At 58.2% G+C, this 18,158-nt stretch carries 14 protein-coding genes; 8 read left to right on the top strand and 6 right to left on the bottom strand.

Annotation, left to right across the window (positions count from 1 at the left end):
- Positions 1-28: 28 nt before the first annotated feature.
- Together BUS06_RS27500 and BUS06_RS27495 are read right to left on the bottom strand one after the other, a co-directional pair.
- A complete protein-coding gene (locus BUS06_RS27500; protein ID WP_074267538.1) occupies positions 29-709 on the bottom strand; it encodes a response regulator transcription factor in 681 nt (226 codons plus the stop codon).
- 84 nt (positions 710-793) lie between these two features.
- A complete protein-coding gene (locus BUS06_RS27495) occupies positions 794-6,352 on the bottom strand; it encodes a trifunctional serine/threonine-protein kinase/ATP-binding protein/sensor histidine kinase (protein ID WP_083611626.1) in 5,559 nt (1,852 codons plus the stop codon).
- Positions 6,353-6,633: 281 nt separating this feature from the next.
- Between BUS06_RS27495 and BUS06_RS27490 the strand changes: the two genes are divergently transcribed.
- The gene (locus BUS06_RS27490) at positions 6,634-7,512 is read left to right on the top strand and encodes a LysR family transcriptional regulator (RefSeq protein WP_074267537.1); all 879 of its coding nucleotides are present in this window, start codon (positions 6,634-6,636) and stop codon (positions 7,510-7,512) included.
- 64 nt (positions 7,513-7,576) lie between these two features.
- Here the strand turns inward: BUS06_RS27490 and BUS06_RS27485 are convergent, their stop codons facing one another.
- Together BUS06_RS27485 and BUS06_RS27480 are read right to left on the bottom strand one after the other, a co-directional pair.
- Positions 7,577-8,494 (bottom strand): DMT family transporter, encoded by a 918-nt coding sequence (locus BUS06_RS27485; protein ID WP_074267536.1) that lies wholly within the window; start codon positions 8,492-8,494, stop codon positions 7,577-7,579.
- A gap of 134 nt (positions 8,495-8,628) precedes the next feature.
- Entirely contained in the window at positions 8,629-9,297 is a 669-nt protein-coding gene (locus BUS06_RS27480; RefSeq protein ID WP_074267535.1) for a glutathione S-transferase family protein, read from the bottom strand.
- 147 nt (positions 9,298-9,444) lie between these two features.
- On the opposite strand from BUS06_RS27480, the gene BUS06_RS27475 reads away from it, so the two are divergent.
- Both BUS06_RS27475 and BUS06_RS27470 read left to right on the top strand, forming a co-directional pair.
- Entirely contained in the window at positions 9,445-10,350 is a 906-nt protein-coding gene (locus BUS06_RS27475; RefSeq protein ID WP_074267534.1) for an amidohydrolase family protein, read from the top strand.
- A gap of 36 nt (positions 10,351-10,386) precedes the next feature.
- A complete protein-coding gene (locus tag BUS06_RS27470) occupies positions 10,387-11,310 on the top strand; it encodes a LysR substrate-binding domain-containing protein (RefSeq protein ID WP_074267533.1) in 924 nt (307 codons plus the stop codon).
- A gap of 146 nt (positions 11,311-11,456) precedes the next feature.
- On the opposite strand, the gene BUS06_RS27465 is transcribed toward BUS06_RS27470, so the two are convergent.
- Both BUS06_RS27465 and BUS06_RS27460 read right to left on the bottom strand, forming a co-directional pair.
- Positions 11,457-12,425: a PDR/VanB family oxidoreductase gene (locus BUS06_RS27465; RefSeq protein WP_074267532.1), complete on the bottom strand. Its 969-nt coding sequence runs from the start codon at positions 12,423-12,425 to the stop codon at positions 11,457-11,459.
- The gene (locus BUS06_RS27460; protein ID WP_167379438.1) at positions 12,422-13,555 is read right to left on the bottom strand and encodes an aromatic ring-hydroxylating oxygenase subunit alpha; all 1,134 of its coding nucleotides are present in this window, start codon (positions 13,553-13,555) and stop codon (positions 12,422-12,424) included. The genes BUS06_RS27465 and BUS06_RS27460 overlap by 4 nt, the downstream gene beginning before the upstream one ends.
- Before the next feature lie 329 nt (positions 13,556-13,884).
- Here BUS06_RS27460 and frmR point away from each other — a divergent pair, with 329 nt between their 5' ends.
- The 5 genes from frmR to BUS06_RS27435 all read left to right on the top strand — a co-directional run bounded on the left by frmR (position 13,885) and on the right by BUS06_RS27435 (position 18,158).
- A complete protein-coding gene (gene frmR / locus BUS06_RS27455) occupies positions 13,885-14,160 on the top strand; it encodes a formaldehyde-responsive transcriptional repressor FrmR (protein WP_074267531.1) in 276 nt (91 codons plus the stop codon).
- Positions 14,161-14,228: 68 nt separating this feature from the next.
- Positions 14,229-15,338, top strand: a complete 1,110-nt coding sequence (locus BUS06_RS27450; RefSeq protein ID WP_074267530.1) for an S-(hydroxymethyl)glutathione dehydrogenase/class III alcohol dehydrogenase — start codon at positions 14,229-14,231, stop codon at positions 15,336-15,338.
- A gap of 74 nt (positions 15,339-15,412) precedes the next feature.
- Positions 15,413-15,988 carry an S-(hydroxymethyl)glutathione synthase gene (gene gfa / locus BUS06_RS27445; protein WP_074267529.1) on the top strand — a complete coding sequence of 192 codons (576 nt, stop codon included), beginning with the start codon at positions 15,413-15,415 and terminating at the stop codon, positions 15,986-15,988.
- A 57-nt stretch (positions 15,989-16,045) separates the two neighbouring features.
- Entirely contained in the window at positions 16,046-16,876 is an 831-nt protein-coding gene (gene fghA / locus BUS06_RS27440; RefSeq protein ID WP_074267528.1) for an S-formylglutathione hydrolase, read from the top strand.
- 367 nt (positions 16,877-17,243) lie between these two features.
- Entirely contained in the window at positions 17,244-18,158 is a 915-nt protein-coding gene (locus BUS06_RS27435; RefSeq protein WP_074267527.1) for a LysR family transcriptional regulator, read from the top strand.

Raw genomic sequence — 18,158 nt, 5'->3', positions numbered from 1 at the left:
AAGTCCGAATTACCTGACACGATGACGCTCAATGATGATCGCCGCGAGGCAGAGAGGGCCCTATACCGAGCGATTCGGCCTTGCGGACCAGATCCGGCATCGAGCACGCGTTCATTTTACGCATGACGTGTCCACGGTGAACCTTAACCGTGATCGCACTCAGGTTCATCTCATAGGCAATCTGCTTGTTCAGAAGACCGGAAAGCACAAAGCCCATCACTTCTTTCTCGCGCGGCGAAAGGGACTGGTATAACGCACGCAGATCGGCCAGCGCGGCTTCTGCCGCGAGCCGCTCGTTGTCTCGCGCCAGAGCCTGAGCAACGGCGTCGAGCATGTCCTGGTCCTTAAACGGTTTCGCAAAGAAGTCCTGCGCGCCGGCCTTCATTGCCTTCACGCCCATCTCGATGTCTCCGTGACCGGTCATGAATACAACGGGAATACGCATGCCGCGATTCACGATATCTTCGTGAATCGCCATGCCGCTCTTTCCGCGGAGTCGCACGTCGAGGATGAGGCAACTTGGTCCGGCGGCAGGCGGGCACCGTAGAAATTCGTCCGGGGATTCGAACGCTTCGACCCGCAGGCCGACTGAGCGCATAAGGGTGCTAAGGGAAAGCCGGATTCCCTTGTCATCATCGACGATGTAGACGACGGAGCCTTCGGTTGCTGCGGTTTCGGCTGTTTTACGGGAGTTCGTTCCAGTAGTCATTCGGCCACCTCGCGAAACCGGAACGCGGCCGCGTCCCGTTGGCATGCAATTATTCTACGCCCCCGAGCGAAGCAGGTACCACTTCTACTCTCCCCCCCCAGCAGGCAACGTGAACTGAAAGACAGCCCCTCGCGGTTCATTCTTGCAAGCCCACAACCGCCCCCCGTGCGTCTCGACGATTGAACGGCAGATCGACAGGCCCATGCCTAGGCCATTCTCCTTCGTCGTGTAGAACGGATCGAAGACGCGACTGAACTCATCTGGAGGGAGCCCCGGACCAGAATCCCGCACGACGATAGACACGCCATCCGATAAATCTGCAGTTGTGCTGATCAGTAGCTCACGGGGACCCGTGCTCGTTGAGCCCATCGCCTCAAGGGCGTTGACGATCAGGTTGAGCATCACCTGTTGCAACTGAACGCGATCACCCAGGACGAGAGGCAAGGCATCGCCGAGTGCCGTCAGCACTGAGACGTCGTACTTCGCCGCTTCGCCCCGCGTCAGTTCGATCACCTCGACGACCGCCTCGTTAATGTCTACTCGGTCCTTGCGTGGAGGCGCTTTTCTGACCAGGTCGCGAATCCCGCTAATGATGCCGCCAGCGCGTGTTGCCTCATAGACGATGCCATCGAGCGCCTGCCTGACCTCATTAAGGTTAGCGGGCCTCGCGTCCAGCCAGCGCGAGGCGGCCGAAGCATAGGTCGCTACCGCAGTGATCGGCTGCCTGACCTCATGGGCAATCGAGGCTGTGAGCTGCCCCATCGTCGCGGCCCGGTTAGAGTGCGCGAGCGCCATCTGCACTTCACGGTAGCGCTCCTCGCTCTCCCGCACTTCGGCTTCCGCCCGCTTGCACACGGTCAAATCAAGTGCGAAACCGACACCTTGGTGCTGCCCTACTTCGAACGTCGCCACGCCGATCAGCACGGGCGCACGGCTGCCATCCTTTCTGAAATATTCCTTCTCAAAGGGCTGTAATGTCCCTGTCGTCGTGAGCTCCGCGATTCGCTGGTTGTCGCGCTCGAGCCACTCGGGTGGGGTCATGTCGGTCCAGCACATCCGTCCCGACTCGAGGTCCTCGCGGTCGTATCCCACGATCCGGAGAAACGCTTCATTGGCCTCGAGAATCTGGCCATCGAGATGGAAAGTGAAAATACCCACAATGTTGGCCTCGACGAGACGTCGGATCCTTGCTTCGCGTTCCGCCAGATCGCGGTACAGACGAGCGTTCTCGAGGGTAATCGCGGCCTGCGAGGCCAGCAATTCGAGGACGGTTATGCGCTCAGGCGTGAACGCCTGGATGGCCAGGTTGTTCTCCAGATACAGCAAGCCGATCAATTCGGAACGGCGCATGAGAGGCAGACACAACACGGACTTCGGTTGGCGGCGGGTAAGGTATTCGTCTGCCGAAAAGGGGTTCGCTTGCGTCGCATCATCCAGCAGCACCCGCTCCTGGCAGCGCTGGACATAGTTGACGATGGAGTCCGGCAACGCCGCTTCGCGCGCGGCTGACTCCGGCGGGGCCGAGCCGTGCGACACGTCGCCCAAGTGCCGCCGGACGTGAACGGTCTGCTGCGCGAGGCTCGCTTCGGCCACGAGTGCCAAGCTGGCATTGTGGGCTAGCAACAGCCGGCCGGTTTGCGCGCCGGCACTTTCGAGCAGGATGTGCATTAGCGTGTCGACAAGATCGTCAAGCACGATATGGCTAGATATGGCCTGCGAGGCTTTGGCGACCGACAGCAGATCGAGTTGCACCACATTGCCAACAGGCGTGGCGAGCCGAGACGTTGCTACTTCGCGTATTGGCGATATGCGCGCGTCGAGCTGCCTGACTTTGCCGTGTGCGCCCCAGCGCTCAAAACAGCTGCGCGCTTCGTTCAGATGGGCGCGGCCGGCGCTCGCCCATCCGCGGGCACGGCAAAATCCGGCGGCCAGTTCATGAGCGATGCCTTCGTTTTGGACAAACCCTTGATCGCTGGCCGCTTGAATGGCCACTTCGTACAGACACATCGCATCGAGGTTCCGCCCTTCGATCCGGGCGATCTCAGCCGACACCAAGGCGTGCTTGTCCGCGAACGTAGGCGGATAGGTGTCAGCCCACTCGCGCAATTGCTCCCGGTGCTCGTCGAGGAGGGCGTGCCACGCGACCTGCTCGCCAGCGGACCCGTTCTCATAGAGTGCAGCCAACGTCAGCGCCGTGTAGTAAAAATAGTCAAGTGACTGAAAGAGGCCGACCAGGACCCACAATTGCGGTTGCGCCCGTTGGGCGGCGTCGAGGGCCGCTACGTAGTCGCCTGCCAGAAATCTCGCGTGCAGTTTGAAGATCCAGTACGTGCAGACCATCGAGCTCATCCGGTCGTCCGTCAGTTGCGCCTCAAACGCCGCTTCGTCGAACTGCGAGTCGCTAAACGTGGATAATTTCGCGGTATGACCCTGCATGGTCGCAATGAAGCGTTGGTTGCACACTATGGCGTCCGCCGCGTCGAGGTACCCGGCCTTGCGCACGAAGTCGAGGCTCCGCTGCGACTCGCGCCAGACCGTTTCGAGCGGATCGCCCCGCAGTAGAAGGTCGCTGGTGCAATGGAACGCACTGTAGCAAGCCGTCGTCAGATCGCCCGTCTCGGTCGCGGTGCGAAACGCTGCCCGATGGAAGTCAATCACGGTTTCGATCGGCTGGGTCCAGAAAGCAACGTGTCCCGTTGCGATATAGACTAATGCCTTATCGACAGGGAAACCGCCCTCGCCGACCAGGTCGCATGCAAGCCTGGCGAAACGGTAACCGTCGCGGTAGCGGCGAAACACCGGGCCAAGGATAAACCCGAAGCAGGCGTACGCGGACGCACCACTCGAGCCGTGCAGCAGGCTGATGTTCACCATGCGGCACAGGTGCAGGCACAACAACTGGAAATCGATAAAGTAGGCGGATTCATACAGGGTCGAGAGAAGACGCATCGCGACCTGCAGTTCCGGATCGGTCATCAGCGGCACGTCTATTAAGCTCTCGACCGGGCGACCCGCCAGGTTGCGCCAGACCGCTTCGTATTCGGCCTCGACCTGTTCCTGAGACGGGTGCGCCGGGAGATCGATGCCGAACAGGCGCAGGCAGGTGAGCACGCTGTCGACGGCCTGCCGGTTCTCCGACTTGACGATATGCAGCCGCACCTTCATATGGCAGACGGCCGCATGATCGACTCTCGACACGCATCGCCGCAATAGCTCCTCGATGAGTTGCTCAGCCTTGTCGGCGCGACCTGTCAGATACTCACACTCCGCGCGTTCGAGCCGCAGACTGAACATCAGGTCACGGTGGCTGACCCAGTTGCCGTCGTCGAGCAGGTCCATGCCGGCCGCCAGGTACACGCACGCAGACGCATAAGCTGCCGAGGACTTAGCCCGGCGCCCGGCACTCAGGTCGAGCGCCGCGATCTGCACTTTCTCATCATGCCCGGTGAGCAGGGTTGCGCCCCGATTGAACTGGTTCGCGACATCGAACACATGCTCTGCAAGTTCGTCTGCAGTCAGGTTGGCCAGCAGCACGCGACCGATGCTTAGGTGGACGCCGGCGCGCTCCGCGTCGGGAATCAGCGCGTAGGCGGCCTGCTGGATCCGATCATGCAGGAACTTGCCGGTGCCGTCGGCAAGCACAATCAGATTTTCGCGCGCCGCGGCCGCGAGGGCTTGCTCGACCTCGACCTTGACCTCCCTCACGCCTTGCCATGCAGCGAACGCCAAATTGCCGCTGACCAGCGCGACATGGCGAAGGTCGAAAGTGTTGCCGAGGCATGCCGCCAGTCGCAAGGTTTCCTGTGCCGCGACCCTCAATTGTCGCAACTTACCCACCGTCAGGTCGACGGCGTTGCCGGCAAAATTTTTAGCCCTGATCTGATCCAGGTTCCACCGCCAGGCCCGGTGTTGCGCATCGTGCCGCAGCAACCCCTCCTGGTGCAGCACATCCAGGAACTGGATAAAGAAGAACGGATTGCCCCCTGTGCGCTCGCGAACAAGCCGCGTGAGCGGTTCGCAGGCGGCAGCAGATGGTGCACGGAGCGTGTCGGCCACCAGCCGGTTCAGATCCACGACCGACAGCGGCGCGAGCTGAAGCTCGTTCACCGATGTGCCATTCTGGCGGATCCTCTCGACGCTCGTCATCAACGGGTGCGTGGCACTCACTTCGTTATCACGAAAAGCACCCACTAGCAGCAGATAGCGTGTGTCCGGGTGTGTGATCAGGTCCTCGACGAGCGTCAGGCTAGCCGGATCGATCCACTGCAGATCGTCCAGGAAGAGAACCAGAGGATGTGCCTCGCTCGCGAACCCCATGACGAATTGCCGGAACACCACGCGGAACCGGTTTTGTGCCTTGGTCGGCGGCAACGCCGACACCGGCAATTGCGCGCCGATAATCAACTCGACCTGGGGCAGCACATCGACAATAAGCTGGCCATTGGTGCCGACCGCGGCCTGGATCCGTTGCCGCCAGCCGGCGACGCGCGCTTCGCTTTCCGCCAGTAGTTGTTGCACCAGTTCGCGAAACGCCTTGATGATGGCAGCATAAGGAAAATAGCGCTGGCCCTGATCGAACTTGCCCGAAATGAAGTAACCACGGTTCGCCACAATCGGCCTGCGCAACGCCTCGACCAGCGTCGACTTGCCGATGCCGGAGTACCCGGAGACGATCGCCAGCATGGCCTCGCCGGTGGCCGCCGTCCGCTCGAAGGCGCCTAGCAGCCTCGCTGCTTCGTGGCGCCGCCCGTAGAGCTTGTGCGGGGCATGGAAACGTACCGGGATATCTTCCCTGCCGAGCGGGAACGGCTCGATCTGACCCGAGGTCCGCCATTGCACCAGACACCGATCGAGATCGGCCTTCAGGCCTTGCGCGCTTTGGTAGCGGTCTTCTGGTAGCTTGGCCAGCATCTTCATCACGATATCCGACACCGGCTGTGGCACCTCGGGCGTGATCCCCGTCGGTGGTATCGGCATACGGGCGATATGGCAATGCGTCCATTCCAGCGGGTCGTTCGCCTGAAATGGCAGCTGGCCGGTCAGCATCCGATAGAGCATTACACCCATCGAATAGCAGTCGGTCCGATAATCAACCGGACGATTCATGCGGCCCGTTTGCTCGGGGGACACGTAAGCCCAATCTCCAGCGGGGGCGGTGACCTCCCTCGTCGGGACGGTGCTGGCTTCCTTTGCCGTCGCCATACTGAAATCCACCAGTAGAACCCGGCCAGTGCCAGGCTCGACGAGGAGATTGGCGGGTCGGATATCGCGGTGGATAACCTGCGCGGCATCGATACCCGCGAACGTATCCGCCAGATGACGGCCGATACGCAGGCAAACAGGCAGGTCCATTCGCGGCGCACGACCCAAAACGGCTTCGAGCGACTCGCCGGCGAAGTCTTCGAGCACCAGCACCGGGCCGATTCGCTCATCGATTAACGTGAGCGGTTTCGCAATCCCCGCGACGTTTAAAGATTGCAGCAGGAGGTGTTCGCGTTTCAGCAGAGCGAATTGGACTGGGTCGGCGTTTTCCGCAGGCAACTTCAACAGTACCGTCGACCCATCCGCGGAGCGTCCACGGAAGAGGTCGGAGCCCGCTGTCGCGCAGACCCGCTCAAGGATCTGACAGTTCGCGATGGCCACACCCTCTCCTTTGTGACGCCAGCGACTTGCCTACACCGGTACGTTGCGTTTTCCCTTAGTGCCCGAAACACAGGCACAGAGAAACCAGTGTGAGCATCGTGAGGGGGCCAATCACCCAGGGAGGTGCATAGCCCAATCGACGCGCGGGTTCGACGTCGACGATGGTAGATTTCTGTGGAAAATTTCTGATCTGCACTAGGGTAACCGGATGACAAAAGCAACAAAAATACTATTTAAAAATTGATGCTATGCTTTTGAGGTATAGGGGAACGAGGTCCCTCATGGAATTTCGCCATTTACGATATTTTCTCGCCGTCGCCGAGCATCGCAGCGTTGCCGAGGCCGCGAGACACTTGCACGTCGTTCAGCCAGCCTTGAGCCGCCAAATCAGGGATCTGGAAGAAGAATTAGGAGCCTTTCTCTTTGTCCGCAGCATTCGAGGTGTTGAACTCACTGCGGCGGGACGACAGCTTGTCGTAGACGCAACACGCCTGCTTGATGACCTACAGATGGCGACTGAGCGGGTCTCGCGAATAGCAAGCGGTCAACTTGGCGCTCTCCGAATCGGGGTATCTGCCAGCTACAGTTGGCACCCTTCAATCTTGCGACTACTACGCGAGTTCAGAACGACTCATCCCAATATAGCCGTTACGCTTGAGCCGGTACTCGCTATGAAACAGATCGAGGAAATTGCTGATGGCAGTCTCGACGGCGGATTTCTCGCGCTTAGGGATCGAAGCGATAAAGCATTTTTTGGGCACACCATATTTGGCGGCAGGCTGATGCTCGCGGTGCCGCGCCAAAGCAATCTTGCCCGTAAGCCGCCAGCTACACTTGCCGAACTCAAAGATGAACCCTGTATCTGGTTCGCTCGCGAAAACGCACCGTCGCACTACGATTTTTGGATTGATCAGTGCCAGCGAGCGGGGTTCGTGCCGCGCCTGGTAGAAGTGGCGGTCGATACTTCCACCATCTTGGGGTTCGTCGCTGCGGGCATGGGATATTCGATTGTGCCGGATGTATCAGAGTACAGCTGCCCGCCTGATGCTCAACTGATCAGTCATCCAGACCTGTCCAGCACCTATGAAGTTGAATTCGTATGGAGCGCGGACGCTAAAAACCCCGCACTCGATCAGTTCATCCAACATTTTAGGCCTTGATATCGCGTCCGGCGATTGCGTGTCCAGCATGCATTCGCGCCAGGTCTACGGATTCCCACTTACCTCATTTCGCTGGCCTGTGAGTCGCGCGGCAGCCGATCAGCAACGGTCGGCGAATCATCTGTGCCAGCAATACGCCCAAAAGAGTGACTCCGCCGCCGAGGAGGTGATATGCATGCAAATGCTCTCTGAACCAGCCAACCGCGATGACGGCTGTCGCGACAGGTAGCAGGTTAATAAACATACTGCAGCGGTTAGCGCCTAGATGTTTGACTCCCTGCATCCACAAATACGGCAGTACGACGGAAGCAGACATGCCTGCATATACGATCAACGGTACGCTCGCCCGATTCGGGAGCGCCGCGTGCAGCGGTAGCCGAAATTCGAAAACCAGCATGAAGCCCAGCGCGGCGATTGCCTGCAAATAGGTCGACTGCCATGACGGTAGGCCGACGTTCCAGCGTCGGAGCAACACGCCGTACAGTGCGTAAGCAAGAGCCGCAATCAGCATCAGCAGATCACCCACGTGGCCGCCGCCTGAGAGAAGAGCCGCCGGGTTTCCTGAACTGACCAGGTAGACAAGACCAACCAAGGATAGAAGGCCGCCGCATAGCATGCCCACCGTCGGGGCTTCGCGCAAAAACAGCACAGAGAGAAGCATAGTCAGAAGTGGCACAAGCGAGGTGATGACCGCCATGCTGGTCGCGGTGGTGGTTTTCGCTGCCTGATATGCCAGGCATTGAAACAGCGCCATGCCGAGAAAACCTAGAATCGCAAGTCTTGGCAATTGCGGCACGATCACGGCGCGGCTGCGCCACACCGGCTTCTGAACAAACGTGCTCATCAATGCAACAGCAAAAGCAAGTCGCCAGAACGTGATAGCCGTCGGATCGATGGCGTTGACCGCCAGCTTCGTAACCATCACGTTACCAGCCCATAGCAGTATCGCGACGAAAGGAAACAGGAAATACGGGGCAGACATGGCGGAACGTCTCCTGAAATAAGGAAATTGGAAAATGGTGTCCGCGGCGAACGAGAGCTCGCGAGGCATCGTGACTGTTTAGAATTTCCTGATGTAGAACCTTGCTGCCATTTTTTATCGGAGACTCGGGAGGGCTATTGCGGGGTCTCCGCGGGTCTTGTCAGCACCATGGAAGAACGCTGTGAGAAGTTTTCATACCAGTACGCAAGGTGGGGAGATGTCGCGCGCCATTGATCGCCTTGATAGCGGAAATCGGAAAACCCGCAAGCAGCGGCAATGGTTATCTGGGCAAGATCCGGTTCTGGCGCGAAATCCACCGCGTCTTCATTCAGCGCCACGAAGCAGCGCTGTGCCCGGACCTTCATCTTTTCGAGGAAAGCGGCGGATCGTCCCGCCGGATCGCGGAGCAGTTCCGCGCGCCGGCTGATGTGCGCTTCGAGTATGCCGTTCGCGATGGCGACTTGGGACAGGATGCGCCACCGGCGTTCGCCTGCCTGAGGAAGCAGCCGGTATTGACCATACTCAGCGTTCAGGTAATCGCAGATCACCATCGAATCCGCGAGGCTCAGCCCTTGATCCGTCACCAGCGCGGGGATGCGGCCAACCGGTGTAGCCTGGCCGAATTCGGGCGTGAATGGCACGGTGTGCGTTCCCCACGAGTGCGGCCATCGGGTTTGGATCGTGGTGACTTTGTCCTGGATGCCCAGTTCGATGATGCAAATCATGACCCGGCGGACCCAGGGCGATGCGGGGGTTGCGAATAGCTGCATGATGCCTTGGCGCGAACGAAATCGAACACGCATGATGTAGCTCCAGAGGAAAAGTGACTATCAGTATTTTTAAAAGCCCCCGTCAACGCATCCCTAACACGGTGTTAATGCAATCCTGATTGCCAGCCGCAGCGACCTGTCCGCACAATGTTCGGGTGTTCAACATACGAGCTGGCTCGAATGAAAATCATCGATGCACATTTCCATTTGTGGGATTTGAAGGAAAACTATTACCCGTGGCTAAACGACGGCAATCGATCTTCGGTCGTGCCGGACTACTGCTCGTTACGGCGTAACTATCTGGTGACGGATTTTCTTTTGGACTCAGAGGATTTCGAATTGCTTGCTGCGGTGCATATCCAGGCAGAGCACGATCCTTCTGACCATGTCCGCGAAACCCGCTGGCTGCAAGGTGTAGCCGACGATGTCGTTCGTTCCGGAGGGGTCCCTCAGGTCATCGTGGGCAATGTCGATCTGGCGGCGCCTGATGTGCGTGCAGTCCTCGAAGGCCATCGTGCATTCAGGAATACCAGGGGCGTCCGCCAGGCCTTGCATCGGCGGCTCGACGCGTCGCCCGCCTACGACCCACTGCACGACCCGGTATGGCAACGCAATTTTCGGTTGATCAAGGAATTCGATCTGACCTTCGATCTGCAATTCTTCCCCGAACAGGGAGCAGACGTGGTCCGGCTGGTGCGCGCGCACCCAGACACGCAATTTATTCTTACGCACGTCGGCATGCCCTATGCAAACCAAGCCGAACGCCATGCGCTCTGGCGCAAGAACATGCGGAAGCTGTCCCAGCTACCTAATGTCGCGGTGAAAATATCCGGGTTCGGCATGTTCGACACCGCATGGACGCTGGATTCGATACGTCCCATTTTGGACTATACCGTTGATCTTTTTGGCTCTGGCCGGTGTGCGCTTGCCAGCAACTACCCCGTGGAGAGTATCGTCACGCCCTATCGGGAAGTCTGGCAAGACTATGTCCGATATTTCGAAGATTACAGCGCCGACGAGGTGGAAGGCCTCTTCCGTGGAAACGCGCGACGCCTTTATCGGTTGGAACTGAATGGCGACATGTAGGCGAATGATTCATTCACCGCGGTATCATGATGCGCCATGAACCTACGTCTGGATCTGTTCGATCTACAACTCTTCATCCATATCGCCGATGCTAGCAGCCTGACTCAAGGTGCCAGCCGCAGCGCCATTTCCACCGCCGCCGCGTCCACGCGGATCAGGAACATGGAGGCCACGGTTGGTGCGCGGCTGCTCAATCGCACGCCTCAGGGGGCCACGCTGACTGCGGCTGGCCGGGCACTGCTTGCGCATGCGCAGCAGATCATACAGCAGATGGAGCACCTAAGCTTCGACATGCGCGATTTCAGCCGTGGCTTGCGGGGTCAGGTGAAAGTCTACGCGCACACGACTTCGATGACCGAATTCATGCCCCAGGCGCTCAGCGGATTCCTAGCGCAGCACCAGGACGTGGAGATCGAGCTCAGAGAGGCACTCAGCGACGATATCGTACGGGCGGTCGCTGCCGGCGAGGCGGATATCGGCGTCGTGTCCAGTCCGGTCGGAACGGGCGAATTGTGGGCCCGCCCTTTCGGCAGTAACAGGCTGGTCGTCATCTTGCCGCCTTCTTCCGAACTGGCGCGCGTCTCTTCGATCTCTTTCACCGAGACGCTCAGGCTTTCCTGCATCGCTTTGCCGGGCGACACAGCCCTACACCGGTTCATGGCGCGCGTGGCAACGCAATCCGGCGGGAATTTCCGGCCTCGAGTGCAGGTCAGCAACTTCGAGGCCATGTGCCGCATGGTCGAGGCGGGCGTCGGAATCGGCATCGCGCCGATTTCCTCAGTGGAGCGCTACGTGAAGAGCATGAACATACGTTATATCGCGCTCGAAGATCCCTGGGCCATACGCGAGGTAAGCCTGGTGACGCAACCGCCCGACACGCTGCCGACGCTTGTGAAAAACTTGTCGGAGCACCTGGTCGAATATGCAAAGGCCAATAGTCGAATGCGAGTGGACAGATGACAATCGGACACGGCTAGCGTCGGCGACGAGGGTCGTGTGGCTCCCATTCCAGTGTGGATTCATGAGACCCGCGCCGCGTTCATAGCGACGCTGGTTGACGCGTCTGACCATCAATCAATACACCCGATGACGTGCCGGTCCGGTGCCTACAAGTCGAGAACGAGTCTCGCGCTTTTCGAGCGGGAGCAACAGACTGTCATACAGTCGTTGCGAAGATGTTCCGCATCCGTCAAATACACATCCCGATGATCGGGTTCGCCCTGCAACACCCGCGTCAGACACGTTCCGCAGACCCCCTGCTCGCAGCTGACTTCCAGAGCGACACCGGCTTCGCCCAGAACCTCCACGATACTTCGATCCGCAGGAACCGTGAGGATCTGCCCCGTGCTGCTTAGTTGTACCTCGAAGGATTCCTCTGCAGACGCGGCGGTTGATGTCGATGCAGCGAAGAACTCTCGATGCAGCCGCGCTTCTGGCCAACCCCGTTCGCGCGCATTCTCCAGAACATATCCAATGAACGGCGCAGGTCCGCAAACATACACGTGCGCGTCGTCGTCCGAACTCCCCAATGCCTGCCGGATCTCAAGCCGTTGTTCTGGAAGCCCGTCATCAAAATGAAGATGCACATGAGCCGAAAATGACGATTTCGTCATGCGCCGGACAAAGGCGGCACGAGCTGCCGTGCGCACGCAATAGTGCAACTCAAAGGGCTTTCCCGAATCACTGAGATGTTCGGCCATGGCCAGTATCGGCGTCACGCCGATTCCGCCTGCAAACAGGATGTAGCGGCTTGCAGTGGGATCAAGCGCGAAGTGGTTACGCGGCGCTCTGATCCGGATTGTGTGACCGGCCTGAATGCTGTCGTGCACAGCTTGTGAGCCGCCACGCGATGACGGCTCCCGCAGCACACCGATCACGTAGCGATGGCGCTCGCGCGGACTGTTGCAAAGCGAATATTGTCTTATCAGGTCAGGTGCGACTTCGACATCGATGTGTGCGCCAGCCGTGAACCCGGGGAGCTCCCCGCCCTCCCTGTCCACCAGCTCAAGACGGACAACGCCATCCGCCTCGAGTTCCTTGGCCGAAACTTCTACTTCAATCCACGACTCATTCATTTACGACGCTCCACCATCCCATCACTATCACTCTTCGCCTCAAGGTCCAGAAGCCGCTCGCGCGCCCTGCGGACCCGCATTGCAGCTGCGTCACATGTCAGCAGCACCGGCTTCATTTCTTCTAGCGTGCGACCGTCCATATTCCTCTGGACGCTCGCGATCATTGGCTCATCCTCCGTGGCGAACGCCTGACGGATAAACTCCGCCAGTTCGTGCGTCATGGCATCATCGTCGCGACGATAGTTACGCAGATGTATAAAGAAGTAGTAACACCGGTTAGCGCTCGACGGCGTCACTACCTGCAAGGAATCAATCTGAGCTCCGTGATAACGTCCCTGTCCGGCCGGTGCGTGCCCAGATGTGAGATAGAAGTTCGCTGGCGCATCCCAACGGATGTCCAGCCAGTAATCTACGACGTCGTCCTTCGAGCACCCACCTGACATCGAAAAGGATGGCGCGGGCTTTGTGTTTGGCGCCATCCGCATGCTCCATATCGAGTTGCCATCCTCACGTACTTCCGTCTGACCAGGGACGAGCCCATCAGAACCCAAGGTATTCTTGTGCGTAAAGGCAACGTGACTCAAATCCATCAGGTTGTCTGTCATCAACTCATAATTCAAGGGCATCTCCATCGTTTGCCCACGGGTGTACGTAAACTTTTCGGGTTGATTCAACTCCGGATAACGAACAATGGTGGACTCATCGGCGAGTTCGGCTGCGCCCATCCAGATCCACACGATCCCGTCGCGCTCCGCCACCGGGTAGCGCCTGACACAAGCCGCTTTGGGAATGGTCGCACTGTGGGGATTGTGAACACATTGCCCCGAAGGTGCGAATCGCAGACCGTGATAGAGGCATTCGATGGTGTCGCCAACCACTGTGCCCATGCTAAGCGGAGTAAAGCGGTGCGGGCACACGTTTCGCAGAGCCGCCACCTCACCCTCGGAGGTACGAAACAAAACGACGGGTTGGTCGATGATGAGCCGTTCGAGAGGCTCTTGCAAGACATCCGCAGACCACGCGGCAAAGTACCAGACGTTCTGCAAAAACCGCGTATTCGGCTGCCCGTTCTCCTTCGAATCAGAACCGACAACTTCGAGTTGGACAGGGTTCTTTTGTACGGTCGACATCACGCTATCTCCTGTATTTGATCTATTCGTGCGAGGAAGCGCCCCTCGCGTTTCAAGCATTGTCCGGACAAATTTCGCCGGTTAATCCTATGTATCAATACTAGACCTGCGTCCGGCCGAACGCTTATCGGATCGTCTAACGCGTTGCCCAGGTCTTTCCCGAAGTCCGTTATGTTTTACACCGTGCTCTCCGCATAGGTCTCAGCAACAAACCTGTTAGTCGTCACGAGCCTGGAGTTTTCACTTACGTCCTTAGAAAGCTGGACGTTGAGATAAAGAAAGACGGTGGCAATACCACATACTCACGCCCAGTATCTAACGGAGGTCATGTGCCGCATTCACCCCAGGAAAAAAATTTTCTGCTTACCCGCGTCAGACGCTTGCGTGGGCAGGTCGAAGCGCTTGAGCGGGCGTTGGAGGCGAGTGCTGAGTGCGCGGCGATTCTGCAGCAGATCGCCGCAGCGCGCGGCGCGATCAATGGCCTGATGGCCTGCGTGCTTGAAAGCCATTTGCGCGAGGAGTTTTCTAACGCGACCAACCGCCAGGACGGCGCCAATGCATCGATCAACGGCGTTATCAATCTCGTTCGCACCTACCTGCGGTGATGATGTGCAGCCCAGTCCGTCCAGATACTCATATCGCCTGTCTTCGTCGTCCAATTGAGAGAGCTGTCATGAAATCACGTGCTGCAGTTGCATTCGCGCCAGGAAAACCCCTTGAGATCGTCGAGATCGATGTTGCACCGCCAAAGAAACGCGAAGTATTAGTAAAGATCACTCACACGGGTGTATGCCATACAGACTCCTTCACCTTGTCGGGCGACGACCCAGAAGGCCTGTTCCCCTGCGTGCTCGGGCATGAAGGTGCAGGCGTCGTCGTGGAAATCGGCGAAGGCGTCACATCTGTCAAACCTGGCGATCACGTGATTCCGCTGTACACGGCCGAATGCGGCGAATGCCTGTTCTGTAAATCCGGAAAGACGAACCTGTGTGTCGCCGTGCGTGCGACCCAAGGCAAAGGTGTGATGCCCGACGGTACAACCCGCTTCTCCTATAACGGCCAGCCGATCTACCACTACATGGGCTGCTCAACCTTCAGCGAATACACCGTAGTCGCCGAGGTCTCGCTGGCGAAGGTTAACCCCGCTGCCAACCATGAACAGGTTTGTCTGCTGGGGTGCGGTGTAACGACGGGTATCGGCGCGGTGCACAACACCGCGAAGGTTCAACCGGGTGACAGTGTCGCCGTGTTCGGACTTGGTGGAATCGGCCTTGCAGTAATTCAGGGAGCGCGTCAGGCCAAGGCCGGGCGCATCTTTGCGATCGACACCAACCCCTCGAAGTTCGATCTCGCGAAAGCCTTCGGCGCTACCGATTGTGTCAACCCGAAAGACCATGAAAGGCCGATTCAGCAGGTGATCGTCGAAATGACCGGCTGGGGCGTCGATCATTCGTTCGAATGCATCGGCAACGTCAAGGTCATGCGTGCCGCGCTGGAGTGCGCGCACCGTGGCTGGGGACAGTCCATAGTCATCGGCGTCGCGGGGGCCGGTCAGGAAATCTCGACGCGTCCGTTTCAACTGGTGACAGGCCGTACATGGAAAGGCACAGCATTTGGTGGCGTAAAGGGGCGCTCACAACTACCAGGCATGGTGGAAGACGCCATGCGAGGTGACATCCAGCTCGCCCCATTTGTCACGCACAGATTGCCGCTTGATCAGATAAACGAAGCATTCAACCTGATGCACGACGGCATGTCGATTCGCACCGTGATCAACTATTAGGACACGACCGTGCGCAGTCATTGGCGTAGCGTTGTTGCGCCGATTCCTATTCTGAAAACATTGGAGAATTCAAAATGAGCACTGTGGCAATCCACCCATCAGTCGATACCGGTATCAAGAAGGGTACACCCGGCTTCGCCGGCGGTACCCTCCATTGCAATTGTCAGAAGGACAAAGTCGAAGTCCGGATAACCAGTAACGTGGCACACAACCATGCTTGTGGTTGCACCAAGTGCTGGAAACCCGCTGGCGCCGCTTTTTCGGTAGTGGGAGTCGTCCCGAGAGACAAGGTCGAAGTCACGGCTCACCCGGAAAAGCTGCAGGTAGTCGACGAGAACGCCGCTATCCAGCGCCATGCCTGCAAGGCGTGCGGAACTCACATGTATGGTCGGATCGAGAACCGCGACCATCCTTTCTACGGTCTCGACTTCGTGCACACCGAACTGTCCAACGACAAAGGTTGGGAGGAGCCACGTTTTGCGGCATTCGTCTCGTCGGTGATCGAAGGTGGCGGCGCAAAGCCGGAACAAATGGATGACGTTCGAGCCAGACTTACCGAGCTTGGGCTCGCACCGCACGACGCACTCAATCCTCCGCTAATGGACGCGATAGCCGCGCACATCGCAAAGCGCAGTGGTGTGCTGAAGTAGCAAAAAAGCCAGGGCGGATCGTTCATACCGATCCGTCCGCTATTTATAGGAGTCGCAATGGAACGGATAGAACACCGTGCCTGTTTTGACGGATGGCAGGACGTATACCGGCATGAGTCGGCCTCGCTCAACTGTTCAATGAACTTCTCGGTGTTTCTCCCGGCGCTGGCATCCAGGAAAAAACTACCCGTACTGTACTGGCTCTCCGGTTTGACTTGCACCGAGCAGAATTTCACCACGAAGGCCGGAGCTCAACAATACGCGAGTCGCCATGGCGTCATCATAGTCGCTCCGGACACCAGCCCTCGCGGGCAACAGGTTGCTGACGATATGGGTTATGACCTTGGAAAAGGTGCAGGCTTTTACGTCAATGCAACCCAGAAACCTTGGGCAGCCCACTACCGGATGTACGACTACGTTGTCACGGAACTTCCCGAATTGATCGAATCGGAATTCCCTGCTTCAGAAGCCCGCTCCATAAGCGGACACTCGATGGGCGGCCATGGTGCAATCGTCGTGGCGCTGCGCAATCCGGGCCGCTATCGCAGCGTTTCGGCATTCTCGCCGATCGTCGCTCCCGCCCAGGTGCCATGGGGCAAGAAAGCATTCGAGGCGTACCTGGGTCCAGACCGTACAGCATGGAGGCAATACGATGCGTGCGACCTCGTCAGGTCCGCGGCAGAGAAGCTTCCGCTACTGGTTGATCAAGGCGCTGCAGATGAATTTCTTGAGACTCAGCTCAAACCTCATCTGTTAAAGGCTTCCTGTGAAGCAGTCGGCCATCCCCTGACACTTAGGCTCTATCCTGGATTCGATCATAGCTACTACTTCATCACTACCTTCATTGGCAATCATATTGCGTTTCATGCTAAAGCTCTCCATGGATAGTCGATTTACACCCGCAGAATTGTCGGACGCTGACACATGGAGACGATGCTGGTCGTAGTACGACCCAACACATTATTGACATGTTATGGCACCGATGAGTTACCTTTTCATCGTGATCCCTCGGTCAAAGTCGCACCGGACTTTTGCGGCGGTCTCATTTCCGATACTTTGAGGCTATAGGTAGTTCAGACGGCATTAAGGCGCGTTTCACTCGCTCCCGTATCTGCATACCGGCACGTAGTGCAAGCGCGGCACGATATGGCAATGACAACACTTCCGTCTTGTCTCTTGGAATGCGTTATCAATAGGCCTTCGCTTTTCGCTACCATCGCTGTTGCGAAAAGATACCACCGACAGGAGAAGCCATATGGCTTTCGACGAGCGAACCCTCAATGGGATGAGCGTACTTGCTGCAGTGGCCAATAGCGGCAGCTTTGCTGCCGCCGCTGAGGCGCTAAATATGTCGCAGCCCGGCGTCAGCCGTGCGATCGCGCGACTCGAGGGTCGGCTTGACGCGCGTCTGTTCGACCGTCATCCTCGTTCCGTAACCCTTACGGACGAGGGACGTCGCCTTTACGAACAGGTGGTGCCGCTGCTCACCGCACTGGAGGAGGCCGCTGAGTCAGCTGCCTGCAGCAAGGAGACCGTGCGTGGACGTCTGCGAGTGAACGTTCACCCTTTCTTCTCAAACCTTATTCTTGGACCACGCCTAAGCGAGTTCCTCAAAGCCCATCCCGAACTCAAGCTTGACCTGGTCACACGCGACCAACTCGGCGACACCGTCTCTGAGGGCTTCGATCTCGCCATCCGTTTCGGCGAGCCGAAGTCCTCGTCCATGATAGCTCGCAAGTTGCTCGAAACACGAATACTCACGGTGGCGTCGCCTTCTTACCTGAAAGAGCACGGCCGCCCGCGTAGCCCCGATGAGTTGCGTGGCTCCTCACATATTTGCCTGAGATATCGGAATCCTGAGACAGGCCTGCCATTTAAATGGGAGTTCCATCGCAATGGCACGCAAATGGAGCTTTATCCCGAAGGCCAATTAATGGTTAATGATGCAGGTACGATGCATGCGGTATGTTTGGCTGGATACTGTATCGCCCAGGTCATGGAGCTGGGCATTGAAGGCTTGATTGCAAGTGGGCGACTTGTCAATCTGTTCCCCGACTGGTGCGACGAACGCTGGCCTCTCTATGTGCTGTATCCCTCTCGAAATCATATGCCCGCGAAGACGAATGCGTTCCTCGACTTTATCTCGTCGATCGTCGGTAACCCTCGTTGA

The sequence above is a fragment of the Paraburkholderia phenazinium genome, assembly GCF_900141745.1.
Lineage (GTDB): Bacteria > Pseudomonadota > Gammaproteobacteria > Burkholderiales > Burkholderiaceae > Paraburkholderia > Paraburkholderia phenazinium_B.
This window is presented reverse-complemented; position numbering and strand designations above follow the sequence as displayed.